A 26,147-nucleotide genomic window follows, 5' to 3' on the forward strand; every position below is an offset into this window, starting at 1 on the left:
GTTCCCATCGACGGAGTGGACATCATGCCGGCGCGCACCGGCACGCGTTCGCCGTTCGCATACATGCACTGAAGGTAGGCATGGTCATAGCGTAAGCGGCTCAGCGCGGCCGTTTATCGATTCGCGCGCGCGTGATGCATGATGGTGTTGACGTGGTGGAATCCGTCTAGATCACGGGAGATCGTGTCCATGATCTAGGCCGATCGTGGACACGATCTCTCCAGACCTATCCAGACCTATCCGGTTAGCGATGTAGATGGGGCGGGCGGAGTCAGTTTGCCGACCACGTTCCAAGGTAGCAATTCGTCGATGCGAGTAATCTTGTGATCAGCGATATGGGTCAGGACGTATTCCAGGTAGGCACGCGGGTTGACTCCGTTGAGCTTGCACGTCGCGATCAAGCTATACATCGCTGCGGCGCGCTCGCCACCACTGTCGGAGCCCAGGAACAGATAGTTTTTGCGTCCGAGCGCGACACAACGCAGGGCATTCTCGGCAAGGACGTTGCTGATCTCGGCGCGACCGTCCTCGCAGTAGAACACGAGTGCAGCCCAGTGGTTCAACGAGTAGTTAATCGCGCCTGTCAGAGCGGACTTCTTCGACAGCGTCGCCAGTTTTGCCCTGATCGTCGCTTCGAACGTCGAGAGCAAAGGCTTGCTCTTTTCCTGACGCGCACGCAACCGCTCGTCAGGTGGCTTGCCACGGATCTCCGCTTCGATACTGTAGAGCTCACCGATCATATTGAGCAGTTTCTGGGTATCCGGAGTCGGCGTGTGCACGTGAACATCGTACACGTACCTCCTCGCGTGGTCCCAGCATGCCGCTTCGTGAATCTGTCCGCCGGCATACAGCTTGTCGAACCCGCTGTAGGCATCAGCCTGCAGGATGCCGCGGAATCCGGTGAGCCGGGATTGAGGATGGATGCCTTTGCGATCCGAGGAGAAGTCGAACCATACCGCAGCCGGGTCAGTCGAGCCCGAGCGGCAATCGTCGCGCACATAGACCCAGAAGCGGCCAGTCGACGTCTTTCCGCTGCCTGGCGCGAGCACGGCGACAGGTGTGTCGTCAACGTGCAGTTTTCCGGGGCGCAACGTGTAGCGCTGGAGCGCTTCGACCAGTGGCATGCAAAGCTCGGCGATCTGCCCCATCCAGCGACCCATGCTGGCACGATCCAGCGTCACGCCGTCGCGTGCCGCGATCTCCGACTGGCGATACAGCGGTTGGTGATCCGCGAATTTCGATACCGCAATATCGGCCAGCAGGCTTGGATGCGCGATACTGTGCTCAATCGGCAGGCTGGGCATCGCGGGCTGTTCGATTTGACCACAATCAGGGCAGCACAGCTTGTGGCGTATCGTGCGGATCACTTTGAATGCGGCTGCCACGCGGGCGAGCTGCTCGGATACATCCTCGCCGAGTCGCTGCATCGGCGCTGCGCATCTGGGGCAAGCTGGATCCGGTGTGAGTTCGATTTCGTCGCGCGGCAGGTGCGGCGGCAACGGTTCTCTCGTCCGCGCCCGACCGGGTGGCGCCTGCGATGTCTTGTCTTGATGCCATCGCGTCTCTGCAACACCCTGGCCGGCTGTCAGGTCTTCCAGTTGCGCCTCGAGTTTATCAATCTGGCGGGCCAGTTTTTCGGACTTGCTCCCAAAGTACATCCGCCTGAGCTTGTCGATCTGCGCCTTCAGGCGTTCGATTTCGTCGTCGCGGGCGGCGATCTCCCGGACCATGTTCGCGATCGATGCCTGCTGCTTGAGCACCAGGGCCTGGAGCTCAGCGACGCTGGCGGGAAGCGGCGCATCTTTAGACATGCGTCGCAGTTTACGAGCCTTCGGCGCGGTTTACAACATCGACAGAGTTGCGGTACGTCGGGGCTGCCGCCAATCGATGCCCTCAAGAAGCATCGACAGCTGGGCGCTCGTGAGATGGATCTTTCCACCATCGGCCTGTGGCCAGATAAAACGGCCTCGCTCCAATCGTTTTGCGAGCAGCCAAAGTCCGTCTTCGGTTGCCCACAGCAGTTTCACGAGATCGCCACGGCGGCCGCGGAAGATGTACAGGTTGCCGCCCAGTGGATTTTCGTCAAGCGCAGTCTGTACCTTTGCAGCCAGTCCCTGGAAACCACAGCGCATATCTGTCACACCCGCAGCAAGCCAGATGCGTGTGCCAGCTGGCAGTGCAATCATTTCAGGCATTCCTGCAGGAATGCTTCGGCTCGATCGGCAGACAGACCACGAATCGTCACGCGCCGTTTACCGATCTCCACCTCAATCTCGCATATGAGCGCGGCGGGCGGCGCAGGCGTGGGTATGTCGTCCGGCAATTTCGATACAACGTTCGAGGCCGGCTGCATCGCTGACTCCGCAACATCGATCACATCGACGGCAAGCAAGCCCAAACGCGGCGTTGTCAGTTCGGCCGCGTTATCCAGCGTCAGCCGGCCGTCCCGATACTGCTGTCGCCACGAGAACACGACGTTGGTGTTGATGTTGTGCCGTCGGGCAACGATCGACACCGACATGCCAGGCTCCAACGTTTCCCTGATCACCTGTTGCTTGAATTCTCGCGTATACGTGCGATGACTGTGGACACGTTCCCCTGCGCTCGACATGGCTGACTGGCTCCGTCAATCTAGACGCGCCCATCATGCATAGGAAAAATCAGCATGGGCAAACGGCCGCACTGAGCCGCTTACGTCATAGCGGCGTTGCGCGTTATAGATGGAACCCCGTGCGGCTGCCGTCCCGAAGGCGCTGCCCGCGAGGAGACCTGCACCTGCTCCGACTGCCGCGCCAGCGCCACCGTTGAAAGCGGCCCCCGCGGCAGCGCCAAGTGCAGTGCCCACTGCGGCGCCGCCCAGCGCGGTGTTCGCCGCCGTCTCATTGGCGCCTGCGCCACCTGCCTGGCCTAATGCGAAATGACGACAGGTCGCATCATCCGTTTCGAACTGGTCAAACGTCTTGCCGGTGCCGGGAAGGGCCATTACGCTCGGCGCGGTCGGAAGTTCGGCGCACGCTCCAGGAAGCCGATGGGCGCCCCGATCGCTGCAAGAAACAACAGCTTTGAGGAGTTCATAACGGTTGCCCCCCGTCAGTTCGTGGCCGAAGGCTGCGGGGCGACAGGGCGCCAACCTGCAGGGCAATTCTTGACGTATGGGTAGTAGGCTTTCGACGCATCGCAGTAGTACCACGGCGTGTTCGACGTACCGGAGCCGTCACTGGAAGAAGTCGCTTGTGGAGCCTGTTCTACATAGCTCACTGGCGGAGCTGGGATTGCTACTACCGGTGGGTAGTAATAGGGAACCGGCGCCACGGGATAATAGGGCACTCCGGCACCGACAAATACGCCCACACGTGCAGCGTCTACGGGTGCGCACGCGCACGCCGCCGCGATGGCAGCCAGCGCCAGGCTAAGGTTTACGCGTTTCATGATGTTCTCCTGATACCGGATGGACAGTGCCTGATGCGAGTGTCGCCGGGAAAACGCGGCGGCCCCCGCATACAAGCGTTACTAACCAGACCGGTCATAACGTAGGAAACACCCGATGGAAAATCAATTACAAAAACTGGGTTCAAGTTTTCAGATTGTTACGTCATTGGTCCCATTCCTAGGCAGCGGACGATCCGGTTTTTGCCATGAATCAGGTACGCCGAATATGCCGACCGGTTGCCAGCCTGGTGGGTCGGGAAGCTCTTCTCTGCGGTCATCTACCCCTTGAAATCCGCCCGGGTGCATCCTATTTTGAATCTCGCCAGACAACCGGTCTTCATCACACGGCAAGTTCGTTAATGTCGTCGAGGGTGGCGTAGCCGAAACGGCAACTGTAGTCGCGCCAATGGGTACTTCGACTAGCGATGGAGCGATACGAGTCCGAAGACGCTGAACTTTGTACTTTGCATCCAGCTACGTCGGTTGTCTGGCTTTGGAATGGCACCGACTGGAGAGACAGGTTTCCTATGGAGAGTTCGTTTGCGCTTTAAGCGCGGCCGCTGGGTTCCGGCTTGAACGGAGACATTAGCGAAGCCATCCGTTGTTCATGCGGATAGTAGCCGCCGACCCTGAAGCGCCGCTTTTCGAATAGCAGGAGATCGGCGTTGTGGATGAGTGACGCAATGTGGGAAATACATGGCTCCGCGGCGCGCCTGGTTGGGAAGCTCGCGCTGAGTGCGCCGCGATTTGGAACAGGAGATTTGTGGCGCCCGATGGCGCCGTCCCGATGATCTGGAGGCTTACTATGCTCGACGTAATAGAAACGTCCTGGAAAGGGCACACGATCAAGGTTCGCCCGATTGCCGTACGCCAACTGGGGGCACGGAAGTCATCGCCGGATAGTTACATCGCCATTGTACAGATCCAACGAGACGGATTGACCGTGTCCGACTGGCATCTTCCCCGTTTTAGCCAGCGGTGGGCCAGCAAGGATGGCGCGGCAGGAGAGGCACTGGATTACGCGGTGCAGGCGATTAACGATGGGGCGTTGGACGACCCGAGCGGTGCGATGATTCTCGCCGCATAGAGAGGCAAGGTCATGAGCGCGACTGGCGACGCACGGGCTACTCGACCAGGCGAAGTGAACTTACGTTGATGCCAACGATACGCCAATTCGCGAACTGGCTAAAGAGGAGCCGGACGCAGGCGTCGGATGATTTCACGGCAGTTCTGCTCATGGCCGGTTCAACTCGACGACCGGCGACGTAAGACGCTGGGATATCGCGGGCGCATCCGCGTTATCGAAGCATGGTCGCTTCGGATAATCGACGGAATATCGCGCGATCACATTCTTCAGTGGAGTTGCTAAGCGGCAGACTTGCCATGGGTCGACCGGCGGTTCAGGTCGCATCGTGCTTCGGCGAGCAATGAGAGCAGTTGCGAAAGCGGAAAACACGGCTGTCGCTGCGCCCGCGACTGTGATTCTGTGCGGGCTCGTCTATGTGAATTGCGCGCAATTACGGTTCGCCACGCATCGAAAGTGAAGTGTGCGGTCCCGCTATCACCGTGAGGGCTGCGAACCAGAGGCGGCAAGGCAGAAGGACGTCGGAGGTGCCGGAAATGCATTGAACGACCGGGATGCTCTGTATAAGGGTTGCATGTCATCCGTACAGCATCAGAGATCGTTTGCTGGATCTTCATCGCGGCGACCTCGTCAGCCTTCATTAGGCATGCATCAGATGTAGAGGTTGAAAATGGAGCGCTTTTATCTTTCTGAATTTGACCAGTTTCTGAACCAGCTAAAGCTTGGCCACCCGGATATTCCGGAACAGCAAGAAAAAGGTCGAGCGCTGCAATGGGACAAATTGCCTGCGGCCCCCGACGGGCGCCCCTGGTTCGTTGCTGAACCATTTACGCGGGAGGGTTATGTCTATTATGAGAACCCGCCTCGCCGGACTTTAAACATTCCGCGGGGTACGCGTGTGTAACGCGCACAGCGATGCCTGCTCGGGCAGTTCATGAGGCCTTGCGAGGATCCGAATCACGCATATGCATTAGCTCGGAGAATCCGCACTGTTACAAGTGGCAGTGCCCGATAGCCTGGCTTCCAGTGGCCGCGGTTCCCGGGAAAGGCGTGTCCCGACCGATTCGTGACGGCCACCATGATTGCCACCCAGGTGAATGACATGAACGAACAAACTTCCATTTCGCGCGTCATTCCCGCGCAGCCAAGGACCGGACTTGGTGCCTTCGAGCCCCGGGTGCCGGAACGAGCGGGTGCAATAATTGGCGGCGCGATTGTTCTTGCCCTGGTAGCACTGGGCATCGTACACGTATTCGTCTCCGGCCTGATGACGAGTACACCGGGCTATGTAAAGCCACAGGACGACGGCAGCACGCAGTACGTCAATGTGGTGTTGCCAAAAAAGGTATCGGGCAGCGGTGAAATCTTCTTGCCTGGCACGCTACACGGATACATCGAATCCCCGATCTATTCCCGGGCAACAGGTTACGTGTTGCACTGGTACGCTGATATTGGCACGCGAGTGACAAGGGGGCAGGTGCTTGCGATTCTGGACACACCGGAGATCGACCAGGAACTGGCACAGGCCATCGCGCAACGGAACGAGGCGAACGCGACTCTGGCACTTGCCAGGACTTCATACGAGCGCTGGCAGGAACTTCGCGAACACGATGTAGCGTCCGAGCAGGCACTGGAAGAGCGCCAGAGCACATATATGCAGGACGTTGCCAGTCTCGAGGCAGCCGACGCCAACGTGCAGCGTCTGCGGCAACTGGAGGCGTTCAAGCGCATCGTAGCGCCGTTCTCCGGCGTCATCACCCAGCGCAATGTCGACATAGGCGACCTGGTCTATGCAGGCAATGTGTCGGGCCGCGCGCTCTTTGCGATGGTGCAGGCGGACCCGCTGAGGGTGTATGTGCAGCTACCGCAGGCTTACGCACAGAATGTGAAGCAGGGGCAGGACGTGACGGTTACACAGGCTGAATTGCCTGGGCAACGGTTCCACGGCTCGATTGCTCATATCTCCGGCGCAATCGATGCCTCGACCCGTTCGCTGCAGCTGGAAGTGAGATTACCCAACCCCGATAACAGGCTGAGACCAGGTGCGTATGTACAGGTGGCGCTACGGCTCTCTGCTGACGGGCCGCTTCTCGTTCCGGACAATGTGCTGGTGTTTCGTTCGGAAGGGCCTCGCGTGGCGGTCGTCGGTCAGGATGGCAAAGTTCAGTTACGGAAAATCGTCATTCGTCGCGACCTGGGCGAGTCGCTTGAGATCGAAAGCGGTATCGGTCCAGCGGACAAGATCATTATCAACCCCAGCGATTCCATCGCCGATGGAGAGCACGTGCGCATCGTTCCTGGCCAACAGATGGTGAGATTACCAACGTCGTAAAGCAGGGGCTCAAATGAAGTCGACCTATACGAGGCCAAAAACCGCATGCCTGGAAGGCAGGACGAATTCGAACCGCGGACCAGTTCGAGCAGCGCCTGCAATGCGCGTTTGAATGCACTGCCTCAGACTGGCTTCTGAACGCGCGTTCGGATGCCAGAATGCCGTCTCCTGGCGATGTTTGCCGAACGATCGGGAGGGCGCATTGTCGTGCCGAGTAGAAGCCTTCCTGCTGGCCTGAGGAATGACATGCGGTGACGACAGATCGAGCCGCCCGTACGCTCTACGGCGGAGCGTCGCCGCAAGACAGCCGCTCCTCCGTGCGGACGTAGGTAACAAGATGTTAAGCGGCCCCGTCAAACAAATGCCACGAGGCGAGCCCGTGGCATTTGTCCAATCGACGATCCAGGCGATAACACGGGCCGCCCGGGCAGCCTTACCTCGCTATTCAACGTTCCAGTAGAATGCCGCCCGCGTAGCTCCATTGCTGGCAACGCTGACGGTCTTCGTCTGGTCGCAGTTCTTGTAAGTCGCGTGCACGGTATAGCGGCCGGGACGTTGCTTGACCAGCATGAATGGGCCTTGCGAATCGGCGTGCAGCACCTCGTTGTTGTGAGCATCGACGACCCGGACATGGATATCAGCGAGAAAGTCAGACGACGGTCCGATAAACTGCATTGACAGCGGCCAGTGACTTCACATTCGCTCCAGCGCCGTCGATTCGTCCTTCCGTCACAGTGGTGCCGACGAAGACGTCGTACGCCTTGTCCAGGTCCCGAAACACGACCTCTACGAGCCGCGCACGTGCGCTCATGTTGTTCTCAATCGCCAGACGCGCCACGTCGGCAACCGTCCGCAATGTCTCAGTCGGAAAACCACGTGTCGAGCGGAACCTCACCCGGTGCTTGCCCAACGTCAGCCATTCTGCGTCGAAATCCATAGTCGTCTCCTTGAAAAAACGCATGCGCGCCAAGAATAGGGTCGCCCGAGCGGATTTCAAGGCTTGGGTGACGTGCCTTGGGACGATGCAGCGCACTCCCTTGAAATTTCGCGGAAGTGTCCCTATCCTGTGTCTCGCTCAGGCAGTCGCGCCGGTGGATCTGGCGCGCTGCGTTTCATTTTGTTTGTCAGCTATCTGGCAGGCGGACTGGAGCGCATAAGCCCGTTCGCCTCCAGTTTGTGGACGAAAGGAGGATACGACCATGAGTGATCTCTACTTCGGGAACGATCTCTTCAGCGAGTTCGACCGCCTTCAGCGGCAGATCGACGAACTCTTCGGGGACTTCCCGTCCAGCATCCGCTCCGTCAGGCGTGGTGCGTTCCCGCAGGTCAACATCGGCGCCACCGACGACACCATCGAGATCGTCGCATTCGCACCAGGCATGACGGCCGCTGACCTCGAGGTTTCGATCGACAAGGGCTTGCTGACGATCAGCGGCGAACGCAAACCCCCGGTGTCCGACGACATCGACCGGAAGATCTACGCTCAGGAGCGCTTCGCTGGCGCGTTCCGGCGGGTCATCGAACTCCCTCAGAACGTGAATCCTGACAAGGTGCAGGCGCGGTATGTCGACGGCTGTCTGTGTGTGACGGTCGGCAAGCGTGAGTCGTCCACGCCCCGGTCGATTACGGTCCAATGATCTGAGGAGGTAGCCATGAGCAATGCAACTCAAGTTGTCGAGCACGAGGCGCAAACCAGTGGGGTGCAAAGCACGCCGGCGAAGTCCGTGGAGCGCCGCATGTCCATCGTGCCGGCCGTCGATGTCTTCGAGGACAAGGCAGACATCACGGTTGTGGCCGATCTGCCTGGCGTCTCGAAAGACCGGTTGGCGGTGAAGGTGCTGGACGGCAATCTGGTGATCGAAGCGGAGGCGAGCGTGCCGACACCCGATGGTTTGCGGTTGCAGCGTGCGGAAATGCAGGTACCCGGCTACTACCGCGCCTTTACGCTAAGCCCGGACTTTGACACCGCCCGGATCGAGGCGAACCTGCAGGACGGCGTGCTGAAGTTGCATATCCCGCGCCGGGAAGAAGCACGGCCTCGTCGCATCGACGTCAAGGCTGGGTAATCCGGAGCACGTCATCACGACAACGAGGAAACAACGGGGCGCGCCGTCCAGGCGCCCTCGCCGCATCCAGACAACTTGTAGGAGGGCGAAATGAACATTGAGCTGAGTAAATGGAATCCGTTCAAATTCCTGCGCAAAGCGCAAAACGGGCGCGAGAAACCTTCGTCGAATCCACCCACAACGAAGAACTGGCTGACCGAGTGGCCCGACGCCTCCCGGCTCTTTTCGTCGGACCCGTGGCGGGTGATGCGCGAGTTGCTGCACGATCCATTCGCAGGAGGCGCGCTTGAGCGATGGTTCGGCGACTTCAGTTCGTCGTGGTTCCAGCCACGCATCGATGTCGTCGACGACGGCGATGTGCTGCGCATTACCGCCGAGTTACCGGGAATGGATCGCGGAGATCTGCAGACATCGATCGAAGAGGGCGTATTGGTGCTGCGTGGCGAGAAGAAACAGGACACGAGAAGCGAGGAAAACGGCTGCTACCGGCTGGAACGGTCGTATGGTGCCTTCACTCGCACGATTCCGCTGCCCGATGGGGTGGACGTCGACAAGGTAGATGCGAAGTTCGACAAGGGCGTCCTGACGGTGCGTTTGCCGAAGACGGATTCTGCGCGCCCCACGATCAGGAAGGTTGAGATCAAATGAGTTTTTCCCGGCACAGGCCGGACGGCAGGACGCGTCGCGCGGCGCGGCAGTCATGCGCCACGCCGCGCGGCGACGTTGCCGTCTACACCTCCAACGGGGGCGTACCCGATACGCTACGCAGAGGATCGAACTTGTTTCGACAAACGAGAAACTGAGCCATGAAAAACGTAGGTGGAAATGGTGGAAACAACCCGGCTATGTCGGTGGCCATGGAAAAGACTCGACGCCCGATAAATGAAAAAGCGGATACGTCCCGCGGAGTGATAGACGCACTCCGGTTAGAGCGGCGCGTCCTCGGCTTTTACGCGCGCTTCGAAGCGGCTGTCGCCCATATACTCAGCGTCGTTATTTCCGTCATTATCGCCATATCGCTCTGGCAACTGATCCGGGCGGTAGTGGCATTGCTTGTGTTGAAGGCGCTAAACCCGATGGATCACGCGGTATTCCAGACGGTCTTCGGCATGGTCATGACGCTGCTGATTGCGATGGAATTCAAACATTCCATTATTCGCGTGATGCTGCGACGCGACCATATCGTGCAGGCAAAGACGGTCGTATTGATTGCCTTGCTTGCGATTGCGCGCAAGTTCATCGTGCTTGACCCGAGCACGGATCCTGCCCGGATAGGCGCGCTGGCCGCTGCGCTTCTCGCTTTGGGCGGAGTCTATTGGCTCATGCGTCAACGCGATGATCCGATCGACGCAGAGCGCTTCGCGGAATGACTGTTGCTGTTGGTGCTTTCAAAGCGGGTCACCCGCGCCAGGAGCATCTCAACGCCAATCGAATTCGAATTAAAACTGCGATTTGCAAGGACTCAGACTCAGCGCCGGCAGATGATCACCCTCTGTGGTCATGCGCATGCTCGGCATGAGACAAAGCACGGGACAATTGTTATCCGAGGCCAGAGCTTTCGATCTTGCTTCCGTTCAATCCGCCGGCAATACTGGCCACCGGCTGCACCTCAGCGAGGCTACAGCCAAGTCGATGTTAAAAATTACAACGCTGGGCGACGACAGAGCTCGTCAAGAGGATCAATATCTGTCTCATACCTATAACCATACGGAAGAGAGAGGGATGAAAGCCCACACGTCGTAAGCGAACCAAGCATTCTGTATTTCGGCACAAGCGAAGAAGACCTTCACACGTCTGAGACGCGATGAGGATATATGCGATAGCTGGGTGGTCCGGCGCCCAAAACCGGCGGTAGCCTATCCTGCCATCCCTCGTTTTAACTTCGTTTTTTATCTGCTGGCTAAATGCTTTCGGCGAGGTCCGTTGAAAATTTCCGTGAGCTAAGGAGCGGCGTTCGTAGGATGCTCCCAATGAGTCCGCTGATCTCCCTTGTGCGACCGCGTACCGCGTCGCTCGAGTGCGAGATGTCGATTGATCGACCCAGTGTACTGGGCGGACCGATTCCTGCGTAGTGGTCCGGTCCACGTCCGACATCTGAATGCCACTTATCGGCGAGGGCGCAGTTGGAGTCGGCAATCGCATGCTCTGAATCAGTTAGATCAACCTGCTTTAGGTGGCTATTGATCTCTCAAAATCTGCGCGCTCATTTCCGAGAGTACGCCATAAGGGCTATCGGAGGTTCGTCAGGACAGGGGCATAGTCTGCGCGCTTGTCGTGTCGTTGTCGGCGCAGTCCTCGTGCGTGTCCTAATGGTCAAAGCGCTTCTGTCCATTGGTAGGGATCGTTCCGCGACTGCGCCGCCGCTGTGCGTTTCCCTCGAAGGTTTACGGTGCGTTTCCCGGACTCCGGCCTGTGTCTGTTGCTCCTGCCACGCGCGCCCAAAATATTTCTTTTATTCCGACGCCATCCGTCTGAGTCCATGATGTGCCAATAAAGAAAATAAGGCCGAAAACAGGTGTTGACGGCGGATTCCTGAGTCAACAAGATGGGATGAAGAAAGCACGACGGAGCGAACCATGCCGGTTGGGAAAAGCTATACCCGAGCGCAATGGGATGAGCTCGCTCGCTCCCTGGAGTCACTGCCCGTCAAGCCAGAGGCCGAGCAGCGCGTCTCGATTACCGACGCGATGAAAGAGATGCGTCCGGTGATCGGTGCGGTGAGGAAGAAGGGTTATACGCTGGAAGAAATCGTTGATCATGCAAGGAAGAATGGCGTCGATTTTAGCGTTGGCTCGGTCAAGTATGCGTTATATCCCTCGAAGAAAGACAAGCCAGCTCGACAGGTAGTAAAGGAGTCAGCACGGAGCAATGCCGCGCCATCGCCCCGTGTGAAGAAGGTAAGCAAGGACAATGTACCGCGCGCGGAGGCTGTCAGAGAGAATCAGAAGCAGGATGGGGGAAAGCCAGTCAGCCGGCCGGGGAGCATGGTGATGCGTGACGCGTTCTCATTCGAGATCCGGCCCGATACCGAGAACCTTTAGAGGATTCCAATGGACATGACGACTTACCCCATTTATCTCGTTGGCGGCAGCAAGGGCGGCGTAGGCAAGAGCTTTGTCGCACTCGCGCTGGCCGATTATCTGCTACGACAGAATATTCGTGCCGCGCTGGTGGAAACCGATACCTCCAATCCGGACGTGATGAAAGCGGTTCAGGATGAGATGCGTTGCATCGCCTACAACCTGGACGATGCAGACGGCTGGATCGGCCTCGTCAATTTTTGTGACGAGCAACGGGATGCCGCGATCGTAGTCAACACGGCGGCGCGGAGCCAGACGGGTGTCGAGCAGTTCGGCGCGACACTGGCGGGCGCGCTTGGCGAACTTCAGCGTCGGCTTGTTGTCCTGTGGGTGATCAACCGGCAACGCGACAGCCTTGAACTGCTGCACGCTTTCAGCAAGACGTTCCCGGACGCGGTGACGAATGTCGTACGCAATGGCTACTTCGGTCCGGCGGAAAAGTTCACGCTGTATCAGGGATCGCAGCTTCGCCGCTCCATCGAAGCGCGCGGTCATTCGCTGGACTTTCCCGATCTCGCCGATCGGGTTGCCGACGAGCTTCGCAGCCAGCGCATGTCGATCCGCAAAGCGGCGGAGACGATGCATATTGGTGAGCGGGTCGAGCTAATGCGTTGGCGTTCGCTGTGCGATGCAATGTTCGCCAGGGTCACGGTTGATGGATAGCGGGCGGGGCAGGCCGGTAGATCCGCTTGCCTCCCTGTTTCTCGACGTCACCGGCGAAATACCCGACGACGCCAGTGTGGTGCGAATGCGGCGGATATCGGGCGCACTCAACCTGCGTGACAACGATGCGCTGTGGTCAGTGTTGGTCATGCTCGAGCACTACGGGCGGCTCTACGAGACCATGCCGGAGCGCATCCGGCAGGCAGGCGCGGGCAGCCTGGATGCCGTGCGGACGGAGGCACGGGCGGCGACGGACGCGCTCATGACTCAGCATCGTGACGCGCTCGCGCGTTGCAAGGCCACGATCGAGCTGGCCGGACAGATGACCGATGAGCACGAGGCGCGCTACCGGGCCGCGCTTGCGGCGCTGAGTGACGAGGCACTGGCTGCACTTACGCAACGGGCGGCGAGCCGTATTGCCCGCGTTGCCGGAAACCGGATCGTGGGCGCAAGTGCGGTTGCCGCGCGCGAGCAGCGGCAGCGGCTCGATGCGGCGCTCGCGTCAGTCGAACGGGTCGCAATGAGGCGGATCATGCGGGCGTGTTACGGACTGGTCGCTGGCGGGCTGGTCGTGATGCTGCTGGCGGCGGGCGCGGGTGGACTGGCCGGATGGTGGGTTGGTGTCCATTGGGGGCGGGCAGACGGGTTATCGTCTGCCCGCGCGGGTTACACCTCGTCGGTGTCGCCTTCCATGAATTCTGCGGCGAGGCGGAGCATGCCGGCTGCGGCGTCGTTCGGGTCGAAGGCGATCATTGGTGCGCGGTAGCCTTCATCCTCGGCGCGGGCGAGGGCTATGTCGTAGTGCTGGCCTTCGTTGTATTGCAGGTCGGTGGCCTCAACGAACGTCAGGTAGAGGTCAGGCGAACCTTCGGCGTTGGTGGCGAGTACTGCCATGCGGACACGGTTGTTCATGACGCGGTCCTCCAGTTCGGTCTGGCAGGAGGCGGATATAGACTTGCCGCCTGCCTCGCCCCGTTGTCGGGGCGAGGGGTAGGGTTATGCCGCAAGCGGGCCGGATTGCTCGCTGTTGATGCTCTCGGCCGTCGGGAAGGGCCACGGTTTCAGCGGACTACCGGCGGCGGGCGCGGCTTCTGCGTCGGTGGATGTATCGTTGATCTGCTCAGTCCCGTTACCGGCATCGGGTTCCGCGTCAGCGTCCCCGCCTTTCGGCGGGTCGTCCGTGCCGTCGCCGGTATCCGCATCGCCGCTGTCGTCCTCATCCTCGTCGTCGCGGTTCGACCATGACGGCGTGGCCGGGACTTCGAGATCGGTGAGGACTTCCGGGAGCCATGCCGTCTTGGCGAGCCGAAGCTCAGCGGCGGCTGCGGCGTCGGCCTTCTTCATCTTGTCGAGGTCGGCTGCGGCCTTGGGCGACACGGCAGCGGACAGGACTTCCGCGATACGTGCCTTGCTGACATGATCGAAATACGTAGTGCGCGTCGGAGTCCAGTACCGGGTCATGTCGAGGTTCAGCGCGCCCGCGAGCCGGTTGATCGCATGCGGCTTTTCCTCGGCGGCGATACCATCGAGCAGTGTGCCGGTACAGAACGCGAGCAGGTCGAGCAGCGTCGTGCCTGGATCCTGTCCGAGCAGCCACGGCAGCAGGTCGTCTCGTTTGGCGGGCAGTTCCGCGATCCAGCGAGCCCGCTGCGTCTCGACGGCGTTCCATGCGGGACTGGCGGGCAGATCGTCGGCGACACTCAGCAGGGTGTCGTGGTTGTTCTCGCCCGAGATTGCCAGATAACCGCATGAGGACGTGCGCCCGTAGTGCTCGGGCAGTGCCTTCGGAATCAGGCAGTGCAGGACGGCGGCGAGTGCCACGGTGGGCTGCGCAATCAGTTCCGCGTGGACGGCGGCGGTGCGGTGCGCGGTGAGCCGCTGGCAGAGCTTCGCGCTGTGGACGGGTTTGACGTTCGGCGCCTTCGCGGGCAGCGTGTCGGGTGCCTCGGCTTGCGGGCCGCCGGTGACGGTCGCGCCTGCCGCGTCGAGTGCTGCGCTGTTCTCGCGCCGCACGAGGCCGCGCTCGATGACGAGTTCGCCCTGCGGCCCGACGATCACGAATGCGCCTGCTTGGGCCATCTGCTGCGTGTCCCATACGAGTGCGCGGCTTTCGAGTGCGATGATCGTCGCGTTGACCCGTTCGATTTCGTCGTTGAGCCGGTCGGCTTCCTCGTAGGCATCTTCGTCGTCCTCCGACAGCGCCTCGATCTTTTCCGCGAGCTCGTCCTGCTGCGCGGTGAGGGCATCCATTTCGCGCTGCTCGTCCTCTGTGTGCGGGCGCTGCACCGGACGAAGCTTGCCGTAACGGTTAAGTTCCAGAAAATCACGCTCGACGCGCGTTTCCGTCCAGGCCCAACCCTCGGCACGTACCTCGGCGGCAGTCGTGTCGAGCTTATGCGCGACGAGCTTCTGCAGCAGTTCGGCGTCGGCAATGTATCCGGCGTTCTCATCGTCGCTGAACAGGTCGCGGCGCACATATCCGCCCGCTGCCTCATAGGCGGCGAGGCTGATGAAGCGCACGAGGCGACTGCGGCTTGCGTCGATCTCGGCTCGAGTGATGGCCTGTCGCAGATAGTTCGGCTGGCGCTGCCACTCGTTCGCGTCGAACCAGATGTGTTCCTGCGTCTCGTGGTCGTCCGCGAGGGCGAGCGCAGCAAGCTGGTCGAGCGTGATCGCGTCCTCACGCAGCAGGGAGAGCAGCCTGGGCGACACGTTGGCAAGCTTCATGCGCCGCTTGACGGTGAGCGGCGAGGCGGAGAACAGCGCCGCGATGTAATCGACGCTGTGGCCTTCCTCTGCGAGCATCCGGTACGCGCGCAGAACGTCAAACGGATCGAGTCCTTCGCGTTCGCTGTTCTCGATCAGCGAAATGGCGAGCGCTTCGCCTTCGCTGACGATCCGTACGGGCACCGGATAATCGGCCGCGATGTGCTTCTGCTCATGCAGCAGGTCGAGCGCGGCTTCGCGGCGCTGGCCCGCACAGACGCCGTACTTGCGCTGCTTACCGCGCGAGCCCTTCATCTCGTGGACGACGAGATTTTGCAGCAGACCCTTCGCGCGGATGTTGGCGGCAAGCGCCGGAATGTTCGACAGCGGTTTCGTGCGCGCGTTGAGCGCCGAGGGCCGCAGGCTGGAATACGGCACGGTGACGACGGGCTGTTCGTTGCCGAAGTTGGTTTCGAGCGGCGAGACGGTTTCGTCGGTGTTGGCTGTGGTGGTTTCGGTTTGGGATTGCATGACTGACTCCAGAAAATTAAAAGGAGAAATTCCGGGTCGGGCGCTACCGGATTCCATCAGGACACGACCCGGATAGGATTCCTGATGGAATGGAGAGAAGGGGCGGCACGCTGCCACCCCTGTGGCCCCTTACGCCTTCATCTGGCGCATGGCGTCAGCGAGCATCCACAGCGCACGGTTGAGCTTCACGTTCTGGTCGATGCCGGTGATGGGACGCGTAGACATGGCGCGTCCGTTGCGCGAACGTCCGTGCAGGCCGCCTTTGGTGAGGTTTTCCTGAACCCGCTGAAATACCGTCCAGAGGTCGTCGCGGCGATCCTCGAAGCGGCGGGGAGCGAGTAGCTGGCTTTCAGTAACGGGGGCCGGTGCCTCGGCGTCGGTCGGGTTGTAGCGCAGCGCGAGCGCGGAACGGGCGAAAGCGTGTTGCTCGTCGCGATTCAGCTCGACGGCGTGCATGCCGTCCTTCTGCTCGCGGATCAGATCAAAGCCGTCGAGCACGTCAAATGCGCCGTTGATGACGTTCTGGACGATGTTGCCCTGGTGCGGCACTCGGATATCGGCCACGTTTTCGCCCGCGACCAGACCGTTCTGGCAAACGAATCTCAGCACGCCGCCGATCATCTGATAGCTGCTGGTGCCGTCGTGCGAATTGAGCAGCACGACTTCCTCAGCTTCGTCGCCGGTGATCTGGTCAGCATGGCGAAGCCGGAGCATGTGCTTCGTGTATTCGCGCTTGGCCTCGTCGCGTACGCGGGTCTGGCAGACCATGAACGGTTGGAAACCTTCGTTGCGAAGGCCGCGCAGCACATCAATGGTCGGGATGTAGGTGTAGCGTTCGGAGCGGCTTTCGTGCTTGCCGTCCGCGAAGATCGACGGGGCGACGCGGTGAATTTGATCGTCCGACAGCGGTGTATTGGCGCTCAGCATCGGGGAGCCGTAACGGAAAGAGGAAGCGAGTTGCATGGCGTTCTCCACAGTAAAAGGGTTGAATTACGGGCTGTGGGATGGCCTTGTCGCTCGCGCGTGAAACCTTCCCGGTGGAACTCGGGGTTGGCTTCTGCTTTTGCCTGGTGCCCGGTTTCCTGCCCGTGCGACCCAAGGAGTCGAAGGCGGGGCGGTGTCAAGGAAGGAGGCGAGGGATGGTGCGGGCAACCCGGTCCCTCGCCCCTTGACGCCGCCCCGCCTTCGACTACGGTCGCGGGACAGGGCAGGAAACCGGGTGCCACGCAGATGCCTGGACACGGGTTCGACCGGGAGGAACAGCGAAGCCTCGGTTATTCACAGTTTTTGGGGGCAACGCTGTGGATAACCCTTCCGGACGGGACAGCAAGTGATTGAAGGGGATCAGGTTTCTCGCTGCCGGCAGATATACTTACGGTAAAGAGTCACAACGTAATGGGGAGCTGGCGGCGATGGGGAAGGCGTGGCTGAACAAACTGCAATCGTGGAAGGTTTGCATTTTTGATCAGCGAAAAGTAGAGACATTCAGGGAATTACATGAGGCCTATGCGGCTCGCCAACCACCCAGGTTGCATCCCGTCGAAATGAACAACGTTCGTCAGTGGCTCGAGGCAGAGCGGGCTGGCTTGCTGGCACGCCTCCGGGGTAGTGTCACTGCATTGGCTGAATTCGAGGACTACTGCGCCACTGTGATCGCATGCGTGCGCAGAGCCGATGCGAAATCGACGCCGCGGCCCTCCACCGTTGCAAATGCGCGCAGTCAGCCTGTCTCGAAAGAACTGCGCCATACCAGGGAGGCTGCGGCGCGGGTTCTGTATCTGCTGGCCGCAACTTCGAGTCATGAAGATGCGATGCGTAACGTCAGGTCGGTGGACTGGTTCACGTCGACCATCCTGCGTCCTCGAACGTATCCATCCAGATGGGGCCAGCCACGCGATGTGGCTCGGCTCGGGTTAGGCGTTAAGGTGAAGGCTGAATGTCCGCAATGCGGGGTTTCCGGCTCGGCGGAGTGCGACAACCTGACCGGCCTCCTGAGCTCGTGTACGGAACAGGCTCTTTTCCAGACTAGCTTGCCCCGTTTCGGTTGTCAGTCGTGTGGACATGGGTATGGGCGGGGAGAGGGGATCTGCAGTTGCCATTTCTGTGTGGACGCGCGTGATGAGGTTCGCGTGGCTGCACTCGATACCCTCAAGACGGCGAGGAGCATTCGAGATAGGGTTACGACGGCACTACCAGCACTGTTGGCGATGTGCAGCATGCCGGATTTGCGCCGCATGCGTGATGATTTTGACCGTAATCGCGTGCTCTTGGCAGCACAGTCCCATGAATCGTTCCCCGCAGGCGCAGACGACAACGTCTATGGCATCGCCTGGAGCCGGGAACGTTGCATGGCAGCGATCAAAAACGCACTTGGAAGAGGCGCTGTCGACTATGACGAGTATGAGAACGCCCTGCGGCGTGAGGTATCCGACGATGACGAGTTTTACTACAGCGGATTGCTTGATGTATCGCTGGAGTTAGGTTGCCACTATGTTGGCGTGCAACCGCGTGAAGAATACGAAAGCATTGTGGGTGACGTGGCGTCCGTTGCGAAAGCACACCTGAGGTCGGACGGCGGCTGGCGCTACGTTCCGGTGGGCGAAGTTGACGACATGATCGACGAACTGGAGCGCGATCCGTCGAAGTTGTGTGTTACCGAGAGTGCGGTTTCGTTTCATAACGGCAATCGGCACGATTTCCTGCTTGTCAGCGGTATGCAACGGGCTTTGACCGACGCACTCGAATACGATGATTTTGTGAAACAGGAGCGTTGGCTTAATCCCTATTTCTTTGCGGGTGCTCATGACGATGAGCTGCATGTCACGTTCGGGGTAACGGCGCATCTGGATGTCGCCGCTCTTTCAGGTGATGCAGCGAAAGTGCTTTATCTTGTTGCGCGAGAAGCAGTTGATCCCGGTGGGCGGCAGGTGCTACTCCGAACAAAGCGGCTGGAGGGGCAATCGGGGATTTCTGGCCAGACATTCACAAAGGCACTAGCAGAGCTTTTCGAAGGAGGCTGGCTTCATGACGTGGCTGGCTGACCTGTGGTGCCGAAAATTGCCCGATCGGCGCGATTGTAGCCAGGTGCGTTTTGCATTGCCGTCGAGCTGAACTCGCAGCCTAACCCGAAGGCTGTATGTTGGTGCCCACGCAGAACGGACCCACCTGAGCCAGTACTGCGGGCGCAGTTGGGTCAACCCAGCCTGAACATCAACACTCGGAGAATTGATGGAAGCACTTCCCCTACATAAACAGACGGTAATCGTACGAGTGTTCCGAGAAGCGATCGAGAAGTGCGCCGATCTTCGCAACGCGGCGTGACGTCTCGATCGTCGCTGGAAGTTGCCCGTAAAGGTCGAAGCTGTTGAAATTCATCTTCGACAAGCCGAGAACTTCGTCGGCGATCGTCATCAAATCGGTCGTGCCCGCATGACGCCGAATTACCAAGGGGGCTGGAATTCGACGCTTGCCCTGGAAATAGTGCCTTCTGGGATTTAGTGCAGTAGATGCGCCGTGGACCCACAGAAGAGCCGTGTGATCGTCGATGACCACTGTCGTTCCCCGCCGGATGGGATAGTTGTCGGTCTCGAACTTTCCGTCGGAGGTCGGATGGGACGCCACATACCGTAGCGTGTCGTCAACGAAGATCTGCAATAGCTCTACGCACGCAACTCCCTCGAGTCCAGCCTGGAGCCCACTGCGTTCTTCGCGAAGGAATGGGGTCTGCTTGTGGATCACCACTCGCTCAGGAAGTCGAAGTTGGGCGGCGAAAAACAGTTCACGGATGCCCTCACCGAGCCGTCTTGCATCGTCGAAGCTCATGAAGGGATTCTTGTTGCGCATAATTGGATCTTCGATCTTGCTCAGGCGGAACTGCAGACCGATGCCGTTCGGGCTATAGAGGTGGCTACAGCCCAGCACGACGTGTGCGCCCGCATTCTGTGTCGTCTTGCGTTTGACGCTGAAGCCGAGACCCACGTAGGCGGATTTCTCGCTGAGGCCTTCCAAAGTCCACGGCGTGCGCATGCTTTTCACGTACAGGGCAAGCGAGAGCCACCAGCGCACGCGGCATTGCTGCTGCGTGTTACGGAGGGTGTCCTCTTCGACAAACTGTGTGGCGCAACCTTTCGGAATCGCCGCCGCCTTGACGAAATCGTGTAGATCGAACTCTTCATCGTCGATCATGTAGTTGCGCAACGGAGCCCAGCGATCGGGGACGTAAATGATGGTTACGTCGGGACGCTGCGACGCGCTCAAGGAGGCAATCGACCTCGTGATTGCTCCGGCCAAAGCGCGTGCTGACGAGGGTGTCATGCTGTCCGGCTCGTCAAGCTGGACGAAAGATTGTTCACCAACCGCAGGGATCTCGAGCGGGCACTGGTAGGCGGACGCGAAACCTGGAAACGGCGGGAGATAATCCGCGTCCTTCCCTGGCTGTGCGGCGACGTGAAGCTGGGACAGGTACTGGTGAACTCGTGTGGCGTCCTGGGCAGGCGCAATGATTCCGACGCGGATGGAGGAAGCTATGCCTGTCGTGGTGAGGCTGGAATCGAACGGCCTGTTGTTGATCAGGCCTCGGACAGGATGGGTGTCGAATGCCAGTCCGGCTGCCGATTTGCGCGCGAATTTCAGTCGTGGTTCTGCGAGTTGAAGTCCGGCTTGCCTCGCGGCTAACTCCTGAGCGGAACTGAGTGAAACGGTACGCTCGCGCTCGTCAGTGATTCGCGCAAACAGCGGTCGTCCAGAGAAAGTCAGATCGATACCGTCTTCATGGTCAGGGAAGCGGACATGAAAATCGCGCTGAGGCACGAGGCGACGTCGCCACGCTTCGGTTGCGTCGTTGAATTCCTTGTTGTGCTGATAGCCCAGCACGCGCTGCTTGACGAGCCGCTCAGTATCCTTGGGTGCGATCGCTCCGCTCTTGTCGGTAACGTACAGGGTGGGCTTCAGGACGAGCGCCATCTCGGTTCCGAGCGGGCGTATCTGGACCAGTACGGCCTGGTGAACTTTCCAGTCGACCCTGTCCAGGCGCAAATTCTCGACCTTCTCGGATGTCCAGATCAACGACTCTCCGTCTGACGGGCAATTTGCCTTGGCCGATAAGGCGAGGACGGTCGCACGGCGGACAAGCTGGTTGATGACGCCGTCTTCGTATCGCAGATCGTCATCGTTCAGGGGAACCCGTTTGATTTCCCCTTTCAGATTCTCGCCGAAGGCGAGGCGAAGACTTTCGGCTATAGCGATCGCATAAATCTTCGATCGGAACGGCGCGGCGACAAAATTGTGTTTGTCGCCAAGCTCCCTCAACGTGGCCCACACGGTTCCGGAGGCCGGCCATTGATGCAAATCAAACTCAAGAAGCTCCTGCGGCGGTGTCAGCGGAATTGCGTTGCTTTTGATGAGGCCGGTCGGGGGAAGAGGGGGGAGCCCGAAAGCAGTGAGCTGGTTAACGGGCGTTGTCGCATGCTCGTCGAGGATTTTATTGACGCGGTCTCTGGCCGGCCCCTTTGACAGGTAGAGCGCCAACCGCCGCATGAGATCGTCGAAGGAAACGCCCGGAACGATGAAGCGGGATGGCTCGTCGTCGTTCGTCGAGAGGAAGGCGCTGACCGTGTCCAAAGGCGGGTCCTCGCCGTATTGCGTCCAGAACAGCGGCAAATCTGTTCGCGCGGGACCTGATGCCGCATATTGGCGGAATGCCTGCATCACACTCTCGTCGCGACCGCTGTATCCAGCAACAACGACGGTATGCGTTCTTAAGGCCTCAATGAGCGAGTCACGAAGCTGGACTTCGACCTGGGCGAGTTCTCCTGGCGAATTTTTGAGGCGATCATATCGGTAATCGCCGTGCATCGAGACGCAAGCCAGTTCGTCTTTACCCGGCGCGCGGTAAAGTCGTTGCTGGGAATCTATTCCAATTTCGATGGATGTCAGATTCGTGGCAACTGCAGCACGCGCGATGAGTCCGTCGAAATTTGTCGTCCACACGGTCTGAATCAAACCGGAAGCGGCGAGTTCGGCTAGCAGCCTATAACCGGTGTGAGGCGTAGACTGTTTGACCCATCTTTCAAAATAGCGACGACGATCGTCACTGCGCGAGAAACAGGCTTCAATGTAGGCACCGTATTCGTCAGGATGCCCGGCGACCGGATAGCACCGTTGCCTGTCCAACCATGTTTGAATTCTGTCGCGAACGGAGGGGAGGGAAAGTTCGCTAAACTGCTCCTCGATACCTGGATTATTCGAAAGAAAAATATCCCGCTTCCATTCCCAGATGCATTGGTTAGCGGAAGGCATCCCGGAAGTCATCGATGCGCCCGCGCCAAGGAAAAGCATCAAGGGACGGTCTTGGGACACGGCCAGCGACCGAACGAGGGCGTCCACGCCCAACCGCCTTACAGAACTCCCCGTTTGCAACGCAGCGTGAATATGCATATTGGATTTTCATTCGTGACGTAAAATCAAAACGCGGTGCGGAGTGTGAATTGTCAAATCTTCTGTGGTCACACTGATGCCTGCAACTATCGGTCTCTACGCTGATGGTGCCGCGCAGTAAGTATATGGTCTTCCGGTACGGGTGAGCGCAAACAGGCCATGTACTACAGTCGCGATGTCGCCAATTTTTACTCTCGCAAATCCAAGCAGGTAATCCGTTAACGGGCTGTAGATGGCCTCGCTGAGGGCCTCGTCGTCGCCTCAGGAGTAGCTCCTGCGATCTGATGCTCGACTAACAGCATCATGGGCTAATCGTCGCTCCCTGTTGCGTGGCCGTCCTCGCCTCTGGTAGCTGTCGTCAGTTATGAACCCGCATGCGCCTTCCGGGATCGGGCGAAGGGGCCATTGCCAAATCTAAAATCTAGTAGTAAGATTATCTTACCACCCGATTCGGGGCACTGACAAGGCTGACGTATGACGCAACTTGAGCTTGAAGAACTGTTGATCGTTGCGGTGACCAACGTTCAGAAATCGAGCGGTCGCGAAGAAACGAATGTAACCGCTGAGACAGTGCCGCTCGATGAACTTCCGGGCTTCGACAGCCTTAACGGCGTGGAAATTACGGTCGACGTCATGGAACAGCTCGAGTTGCCGTTGGAAGCGAATAATATTTTTGTTGCCGACGACAAGCCTCTTTCTATCCGGGACGTCGCGAAGATGCTTTCTGCCATGCACCCGAAGCTGAGCGGACCGATTGGAGTCTGAGATGTCCATTGCGGAAAGGTTGAAGGAAGCGCGGGAGATTGCTGGGCTTTCGCAGGGCCAGGTCGCGAAGCGACTTGGCATGCACCGCCCAACTATCAGCGAGATTGAAGCGGGGCGGCGCAAGGTCGCGGCGGATGAGCTTGATCTATTCGCGGAGCTCTACGACGTTTCGGTCGAGTGGATCGTCAATGGTTCTGTGAAGGATGAAGCGGCCGACGCCCGCATGCTGATGGCAGCCCGGGAGCTCAGCAAGATGTCCGACCAGGACCTCGATCGCCTGATGAATATGTTGCGGATGCTGCGAAAGGGCGAGGACAAGTGATGTCGGACAAAAAGTCGCTATTCACTGCAGCGGTTGCGAAAGCGCTGCAGACGCGCAAGCGGTTGGGCATCTCACTGGAAGACGCTGTCTCGCCTCTTGATGCAGCAGAAAAGCTCGGCGTCGAAGTTAGGCTTGCCGATCTTCCTTCCATGGAAGGAATGTACGTTTCCGGCGGCAGACCGACAATTGTCTTGTCAAGTATGCGTCCATTCGGGCGACGAAACTTCACTTGTGCACACGAACTCGGTCACCATGCGTTTGGCCACGGCGAACAGTTTGACGAGCTAACTAGTGATCGCTCATACCGGCGCGCGACCGATACTAAAGAATTCCAGGCCGACACTTTTGCTGCGTTCTTTCTGATGCCCAAAAGCGCGCTTGAAAACGGGATGTTGCGTCGTCAGCTTCGCTATGACACGCTCGATCCGATTACCGTATATGGGCTGGCCAACTGGCTTGGCGTCGGGTACGCGACGCTTGTGAATCATATGGTGAACGGTATAGGGGCTATTTCTCGTACGGCCGGCGATCGCTTTCTTCGCAGTGCACCGCGGGATATACGGCAGCAACTCGTTGGCACACCGTCTGCCGCTCGCCAAATCATCTTGGCTGACCAGCACTGGCGAGGCCGCTCCGTCGATTGCGAGGTTGGTGATCTGATTCGCTTCCCTCAAAACTGTCGCTATGAAGGTGCGCTTGCTGCTAGCGGGATCGCAGGTTTTGCGCAAACGCATTCGCCAGGTATTTCGCGCGTTGTGCACGACGACACTGGTTGGAGCGCTTTCGTGCGAACGGCCCCAAAGAACTTCAAGGGGCGAGCGTGTTTTCGTTTCGAAGAGGAAGCAGACGAATGATCAAGCCGCTTTTCAAATCGGCGTCCAGCATTTCTGAAGCGTGGGCGGACGTTTTCCTTTCTACCATGGAAAAGGGTGGAGCAACCCGTCATCCGGTTGTAGTAACGATTGACGGACTCGAACACAACCGAGAAATCGAGGTACCGTCTATCAGGACGCGTCTCGACACAGAACTGGTAGCTTTCTCGGAAAACAAATGCAACACCGTCGCGAATACCATCTTCCCGATGTCCATGTGGAACCCGCATCTCGACGATGACGCTGACGCGCTTTTTCGACGCTATGAGCGCGCGTGGCCGGGCATCAAGAAGTGCCCCGCGAACAAGTACGGCGTGTATTTTCGACGCCTCACCGCCTATCAGCCTAACGGTGTACAGAAGTCGGTGAATCAGCTCGAATCTATCATCGACTCGTATCAACGTGGCAATCACCGCAAGAGCGCGTTACAAGTCTCCGTCTTCGATCCGACGCGAGACCACACAAATCAGCGGCAGAAGGGGTTTCCCTGCCTGCAGCAGGTCTCTTTTACTCCGCTTGAAAACGGACTGCTGTCAGTCACGGGATTCTACGCAACGCAGTACCAATTCGAGAAAGCGTACGGCAACTACCTTGGACTCTACTGGCTCGGCAAATTCGTTGCAGCGCAGCTGAATATGACGTTGTCGCAAGTTGTCTGTTCGGCCGCAGTGTTGTCACGCGGAAACCCTAAGGCGCATCAATTGCAGCCGCTGGCAACTGATATTCAGAACATGCTTGATGAGCTGCGCGCGCAGCCAAAAAACCAGACATGAGTAGGAAGCAATACGTGCAAAATGCAAAGTCCAGTGACGCGGCAAAGTCGCGGAACAGCACCCGCCGACCAACAGTTTTTTCGACCTTGGCGCCGGCAGTGCCAACAGAAGTATTCGACTCATATTGGCGGTTTGCAGTGTTGCGTCAGGATGTATTTTTCGCGCGGCTCGAGGGCCGTTCGAAGCCTTGGACGAAAGATCCGATTCTCAACGAGTACAAGTTCACCAACGCATATCGGGCGTCCGACCGCGTGAGTCAGTTCCTGATTCGCCATGTTATCTATAACGGACCTCAGGAGCCCGATGAGCTATTTTTTCGAATACTGCTCTTCAAGCTCTTTAACAAGATCGAAACCTGGAAGCTGCTCGAATCGACTCTTGGCGAAATTTCATGGAATACATATCGGTTTTCGGACTACGATCGTGTTCTCGCAGAAGCCATGTCAGCAAAAGCGACGATCTATTCCGCCGCATACATCATGGCATCGGGTCATCAGATATTCAATGTCGGCCGCAAACACCAGGGTCATCTGAAGCTGCTAGAGCTTATGCTTAACGACGCTGTTCCGCAGCGGATAGCTGAGTGCGCAAGCATGCGCGACGCGTTCGAACTATTGCGATCCTATCCGCTGATTGGAGATTTTCTTGCTTACCAGCTTGTGACAGACCTCAACTACAGCGAGCTTACGCCCTTTTCTGAAATGGACTTTACGATGCCGGGGCCGGGTGCACGGGATGGGATTCGAAAGTGTTTTAGTTCCCTTGGTGGTCTTTCCGAAATAGACATCATTCGACTTATGGCAGACAGGCAGGAGCATGAGTTCGATAGGTTGGGGTTAAAGTTTCGGGATCTTTGGGGGCGGCGACTCCAGTTGATTGATATCCAAAATCTTTTCTGCGAAGTAGACAAGTACGCAAGGGTCAAGCACCCGTCAGTGGCAGGGGTTTCTGGCAGAACACGGATCAAGCAGAAATTCAGGCAGACAGAGGATCCAGTCCAGTACTTCTATCCACCGAAATGGAAGCTCCAGTTGCCGACGATGCCGCTTCCGCGTGTGCGAAGCAAACAACAGGGTGCATTATTCTGAG

The 26,147-nt window shown here is 58.8% G+C and carries 25 protein-coding genes and 1 pseudogene; 16 read left to right on the forward strand and 10 right to left on the reverse strand.

The window, feature by feature from the left end; translation table 11 throughout:
- Nucleotides 1-236: 236 nt before the first annotated feature.
- The 4 genes from tnpC to BXE_RS09210 are packed head-to-tail and all read right to left on the reverse strand — an operon-like array spanning nucleotide 237 to nucleotide 3,130.
- Entirely contained in the window at nucleotides 237-1,811 is a 1,575-nt protein-coding gene (gene tnpC / locus BXE_RS09195; protein WP_011488053.1) for an IS66 family transposase, read from the reverse strand.
- Between the two features lie 30 nt (nucleotides 1,812-1,841).
- Complete coding sequence (tnpB, locus tag BXE_RS09200; protein WP_011488054.1) at nucleotides 1,842-2,186, reverse strand: IS66 family insertion sequence element accessory protein TnpB; 345 nt, start codon at nucleotides 2,184-2,186, stop codon at nucleotides 1,842-1,844.
- Nucleotides 2,183-2,611, reverse strand: coding sequence for an IS66-like element accessory protein TnpA (tnpA, locus tag BXE_RS47855; protein ID WP_011488055.1), 429 nt, complete (start codon nucleotides 2,609-2,611; stop codon nucleotides 2,183-2,185). The genes tnpB and tnpA overlap by 4 nt, the downstream gene beginning before the upstream one ends.
- 33 nt (nucleotides 2,612-2,644) lie before the next feature.
- Nucleotides 2,645-3,130 carry a hypothetical protein gene (locus tag BXE_RS09210; protein WP_407668615.1) on the reverse strand — a complete coding sequence of 162 codons (486 nt, stop codon included), beginning with the start codon at nucleotides 3,128-3,130 and terminating at the stop codon, nucleotides 2,645-2,647.
- A 1,104-nt stretch (nucleotides 3,131-4,234) separates the two neighbouring features.
- Here BXE_RS09210 and BXE_RS09215 point away from each other — a divergent pair.
- The 3 genes from BXE_RS09215 to BXE_RS09220 all read left to right on the forward strand — a co-directional run bounded on the left by BXE_RS09215 (nucleotide 4,235) and on the right by BXE_RS09220 (nucleotide 6,845).
- On the forward strand, nucleotides 4,235-4,516 hold the full coding sequence (locus BXE_RS09215) for a hypothetical protein (protein ID WP_038458019.1): 282 nt from the start codon (nucleotides 4,235-4,237) through the stop codon (nucleotides 4,514-4,516).
- A 667-nt stretch (nucleotides 4,517-5,183) separates the two neighbouring features.
- Nucleotides 5,184-5,417 (forward strand): DUF3460 family protein, encoded by a 234-nt coding sequence (locus tag BXE_RS44125; RefSeq protein WP_081435505.1) that lies wholly within the window; start codon nucleotides 5,184-5,186, stop codon nucleotides 5,415-5,417.
- Nucleotides 5,418-5,615: 198 nt separating this feature from the next.
- Nucleotides 5,616-6,845 carry an efflux RND transporter periplasmic adaptor subunit gene (locus tag BXE_RS09220; protein ID WP_011488060.1) on the forward strand — a complete coding sequence of 410 codons (1,230 nt, stop codon included), beginning with the start codon at nucleotides 5,616-5,618 and terminating at the stop codon, nucleotides 6,843-6,845.
- Between the two features lie 441 nt (nucleotides 6,846-7,286).
- Here BXE_RS09220 and BXE_RS09225 read toward each other — a convergent pair whose 3' ends face one another.
- Both BXE_RS09225 and BXE_RS09230 read right to left on the reverse strand, forming a co-directional pair.
- Nucleotides 7,287-7,520, reverse strand: coding sequence for a hypothetical protein (locus BXE_RS09225; RefSeq protein WP_049782139.1), 234 nt, complete (start codon nucleotides 7,518-7,520; stop codon nucleotides 7,287-7,289).
- 40 nt (nucleotides 7,521-7,560) lie between these two features.
- Nucleotides 7,561-7,782, reverse strand: a pseudogene (locus tag BXE_RS09230) (hypothetical protein); the annotation flags it as partial.
- Between the two features lie 262 nt (nucleotides 7,783-8,044).
- Here BXE_RS09230 and BXE_RS09235 point away from each other — a divergent pair.
- The 7 genes from BXE_RS09235 (at nucleotide 8,045) to BXE_RS09265 (ending at nucleotide 13,420) form a co-directional block, all read left to right on the forward strand.
- On the forward strand, nucleotides 8,045-8,482 hold the full coding sequence (locus tag BXE_RS09235; protein WP_011488063.1) for an Hsp20/alpha crystallin family protein: 438 nt from the start codon (nucleotides 8,045-8,047) through the stop codon (nucleotides 8,480-8,482).
- 15 nt (nucleotides 8,483-8,497) lie between these two features.
- On the forward strand, nucleotides 8,498-8,911 hold the full coding sequence (locus BXE_RS09240) for an Hsp20/alpha crystallin family protein (RefSeq protein ID WP_011488064.1): 414 nt from the start codon (nucleotides 8,498-8,500) through the stop codon (nucleotides 8,909-8,911).
- Nucleotides 8,912-9,001: 90 nt separating this feature from the next.
- The gene (locus BXE_RS09245; RefSeq protein WP_011488065.1) at nucleotides 9,002-9,559 is read left to right on the forward strand and encodes an Hsp20/alpha crystallin family protein; all 558 of its coding nucleotides are present in this window, start codon (nucleotides 9,002-9,004) and stop codon (nucleotides 9,557-9,559) included.
- A gap of 209 nt (nucleotides 9,560-9,768) precedes the next feature.
- Nucleotides 9,769-10,281 (forward strand): phosphate-starvation-inducible PsiE family protein, encoded by a 513-nt coding sequence (locus BXE_RS09250; protein WP_011488066.1) that lies wholly within the window; start codon nucleotides 9,769-9,771, stop codon nucleotides 10,279-10,281.
- A gap of 1,206 nt (nucleotides 10,282-11,487) precedes the next feature.
- Nucleotides 11,488-11,952, forward strand: coding sequence for a hypothetical protein (locus BXE_RS09255; RefSeq protein ID WP_011488068.1), 465 nt, complete (start codon nucleotides 11,488-11,490; stop codon nucleotides 11,950-11,952).
- Nucleotides 11,953-11,961: 9 nt separating this feature from the next.
- Nucleotides 11,962-12,654, forward strand: coding sequence for a protein mobD (locus BXE_RS09260; RefSeq protein WP_011488069.1), 693 nt, complete (start codon nucleotides 11,962-11,964; stop codon nucleotides 12,652-12,654).
- A complete protein-coding gene (locus tag BXE_RS09265; protein ID WP_011488070.1) occupies nucleotides 12,647-13,420 on the forward strand; it encodes a hypothetical protein in 774 nt (257 codons plus the stop codon). Before BXE_RS09260 ends, BXE_RS09265 begins: the two co-directional genes overlap by 8 nt.
- On the opposite strand, the gene BXE_RS44130 is transcribed toward BXE_RS09265, so the two are convergent.
- The 3 genes from BXE_RS44130 to BXE_RS09275 all read right to left on the reverse strand — a co-directional run bounded on the left by BXE_RS44130 (nucleotide 13,321) and on the right by BXE_RS09275 (nucleotide 16,854).
- Entirely contained in the window at nucleotides 13,321-13,566 is a 246-nt protein-coding gene (locus BXE_RS44130; protein WP_081435506.1) for a hypothetical protein, read from the reverse strand. The genes BXE_RS09265 and BXE_RS44130 overlap by 100 nt on opposite strands.
- An 84-nt stretch (nucleotides 13,567-13,650) precedes the next feature.
- On the reverse strand, nucleotides 13,651-15,891 hold the full coding sequence (locus BXE_RS09270) for a ParB/RepB/Spo0J family partition protein (protein WP_038456320.1): 2,241 nt from the start codon (nucleotides 15,889-15,891) through the stop codon (nucleotides 13,651-13,653).
- 129 nt (nucleotides 15,892-16,020) lie between these two features.
- Nucleotides 16,021-16,854, reverse strand: a complete 834-nt coding sequence (locus BXE_RS09275) for a DUF932 domain-containing protein (protein ID WP_011488072.1) — start codon at nucleotides 16,852-16,854, stop codon at nucleotides 16,021-16,023.
- Between the two features lie 371 nt (nucleotides 16,855-17,225).
- On the opposite strand from BXE_RS09275, the gene BXE_RS46470 reads away from it, so the two are divergent.
- Nucleotides 17,226-18,932, forward strand: a complete 1,707-nt coding sequence (locus BXE_RS46470) for a hypothetical protein (protein ID WP_148311793.1) — start codon at nucleotides 17,226-17,228, stop codon at nucleotides 18,930-18,932.
- A gap of 202 nt (nucleotides 18,933-19,134) precedes the next feature.
- Here the strand turns inward: BXE_RS46470 and BXE_RS09285 are convergent, their stop codons facing one another.
- On the reverse strand, nucleotides 19,135-22,275 hold the full coding sequence (locus BXE_RS09285; RefSeq protein ID WP_233518790.1) for an SIR2 family protein: 3,141 nt from the start codon (nucleotides 22,273-22,275) through the stop codon (nucleotides 19,135-19,137).
- Nucleotides 22,276-22,800: 525 nt separating this feature from the next.
- Here BXE_RS09285 and BXE_RS09290 point away from each other — a divergent pair.
- From BXE_RS09290 to BXE_RS09310, 5 genes are read left to right on the forward strand one after another with little or no spacing between them, the layout of a single operon-like run.
- Nucleotides 22,801-23,091 (forward strand): hypothetical protein, encoded by a 291-nt coding sequence (locus BXE_RS09290; protein WP_011488075.1) that lies wholly within the window; start codon nucleotides 22,801-22,803, stop codon nucleotides 23,089-23,091.
- Nucleotide 23,092: 1 nt separating this feature from the next.
- Nucleotides 23,093-23,413: a helix-turn-helix domain-containing protein gene (locus tag BXE_RS09295; RefSeq protein WP_011488076.1), complete on the forward strand. Its 321-nt coding sequence runs from the start codon at nucleotides 23,093-23,095 to the stop codon at nucleotides 23,411-23,413.
- Nucleotides 23,413-24,267, forward strand: a complete 855-nt coding sequence (locus BXE_RS09300; RefSeq protein ID WP_038456316.1) for an ImmA/IrrE family metallo-endopeptidase — start codon at nucleotides 23,413-23,415, stop codon at nucleotides 24,265-24,267. Before BXE_RS09295 ends, BXE_RS09300 begins: the two co-directional genes overlap by 1 nt.
- Nucleotides 24,264-25,058: a hypothetical protein gene (locus BXE_RS09305; protein ID WP_011488078.1), complete on the forward strand. Its 795-nt coding sequence runs from the start codon at nucleotides 24,264-24,266 to the stop codon at nucleotides 25,056-25,058. The genes BXE_RS09300 and BXE_RS09305 overlap by 4 nt, the downstream gene beginning before the upstream one ends.
- Nucleotides 25,059-25,072: 14 nt before the next feature.
- Nucleotides 25,073-26,146 carry a nucleotide kinase domain-containing protein gene (locus BXE_RS09310; protein ID WP_011488079.1) on the forward strand — a complete coding sequence of 358 codons (1,074 nt, stop codon included), beginning with the start codon at nucleotides 25,073-25,075 and terminating at the stop codon, nucleotides 26,144-26,146.
- Nucleotide 26,147 lies beyond the last annotated feature (1 nt).

This window comes from Paraburkholderia xenovorans LB400 (assembly GCF_000013645.1).
Taxonomy (GTDB): domain Bacteria; phylum Pseudomonadota; class Gammaproteobacteria; order Burkholderiales; family Burkholderiaceae; genus Paraburkholderia; species Paraburkholderia xenovorans.

Bases quoted from the DNA above. Each gene is read 5' to 3' on its own strand.
- tnpC (WP_011488053.1), bottom strand. From the start codon at position 1,811: ATGTCTAAAGATGCGCCGCTTCCCGCCAGCGTCGCTGAGCTCCAGGCC.
- tnpB (WP_011488054.1), bottom strand. From the start codon at position 2,186: ATGATTGCACTGCCAGCTGGCACACGCATCTGGCTTGCTGCGGGTGTG.
- tnpA (WP_011488055.1), bottom strand. From the start codon at position 2,611: ATGTCGAGCGCAGGGGAACGTGTCCACAGTCATCGCACGTATACGCGA.
- BXE_RS09215 (WP_038458019.1), top strand. From the start codon at position 4,235: ATGCTCGACGTAATAGAAACGTCCTGGAAAGGGCACACGATCAAGGTT.
- BXE_RS44125 (WP_081435505.1), top strand. From the start codon at position 5,184: ATGGAGCGCTTTTATCTTTCTGAATTTGACCAGTTTCTGAACCAGCTA.
- BXE_RS09220 (WP_011488060.1), top strand. From the start codon at position 5,616: ATGAACGAACAAACTTCCATTTCGCGCGTCATTCCCGCGCAGCCAAGG.
- BXE_RS09225 (WP_049782139.1), bottom strand. From the start codon at position 7,520: ATGCAGTTTATCGGACCGTCGTCTGACTTTCTCGCTGATATCCATGTC.
- BXE_RS09235 (WP_011488063.1), top strand. From the start codon at position 8,045: ATGAGTGATCTCTACTTCGGGAACGATCTCTTCAGCGAGTTCGACCGC.
- BXE_RS09240 (WP_011488064.1), top strand. From the start codon at position 8,498: ATGAGCAATGCAACTCAAGTTGTCGAGCACGAGGCGCAAACCAGTGGG.
- BXE_RS09245 (WP_011488065.1), top strand. From the start codon at position 9,002: ATGAACATTGAGCTGAGTAAATGGAATCCGTTCAAATTCCTGCGCAAA.
- BXE_RS09250 (WP_011488066.1), top strand. From the start codon at position 9,769: ATGGAAAAGACTCGACGCCCGATAAATGAAAAAGCGGATACGTCCCGC.
- BXE_RS09255 (WP_011488068.1), top strand. From the start codon at position 11,488: ATGCCGGTTGGGAAAAGCTATACCCGAGCGCAATGGGATGAGCTCGCT.
- BXE_RS09260 (WP_011488069.1), top strand. From the start codon at position 11,962: ATGGACATGACGACTTACCCCATTTATCTCGTTGGCGGCAGCAAGGGC.
- BXE_RS09265 (WP_011488070.1), top strand. From the start codon at position 12,647: ATGGATAGCGGGCGGGGCAGGCCGGTAGATCCGCTTGCCTCCCTGTTT.
- BXE_RS44130 (WP_081435506.1), bottom strand. From the start codon at position 13,566: ATGAACAACCGTGTCCGCATGGCAGTACTCGCCACCAACGCCGAAGGT.
- BXE_RS09270 (WP_038456320.1), bottom strand. From the start codon at position 15,891: ATGCAATCCCAAACCGAAACCACCACAGCCAACACCGACGAAACCGTC.
- BXE_RS09275 (WP_011488072.1), bottom strand. From the start codon at position 16,854: ATGCAACTCGCTTCCTCTTTCCGTTACGGCTCCCCGATGCTGAGCGCC.
- BXE_RS09290 (WP_011488075.1), top strand. From the start codon at position 22,801: ATGACGCAACTTGAGCTTGAAGAACTGTTGATCGTTGCGGTGACCAAC.
- BXE_RS09295 (WP_011488076.1), top strand. From the start codon at position 23,093: ATGTCCATTGCGGAAAGGTTGAAGGAAGCGCGGGAGATTGCTGGGCTT.
- BXE_RS09300 (WP_038456316.1), top strand. From the start codon at position 23,413: ATGTCGGACAAAAAGTCGCTATTCACTGCAGCGGTTGCGAAAGCGCTG.
- BXE_RS09305 (WP_011488078.1), top strand. From the start codon at position 24,264: ATGATCAAGCCGCTTTTCAAATCGGCGTCCAGCATTTCTGAAGCGTGG.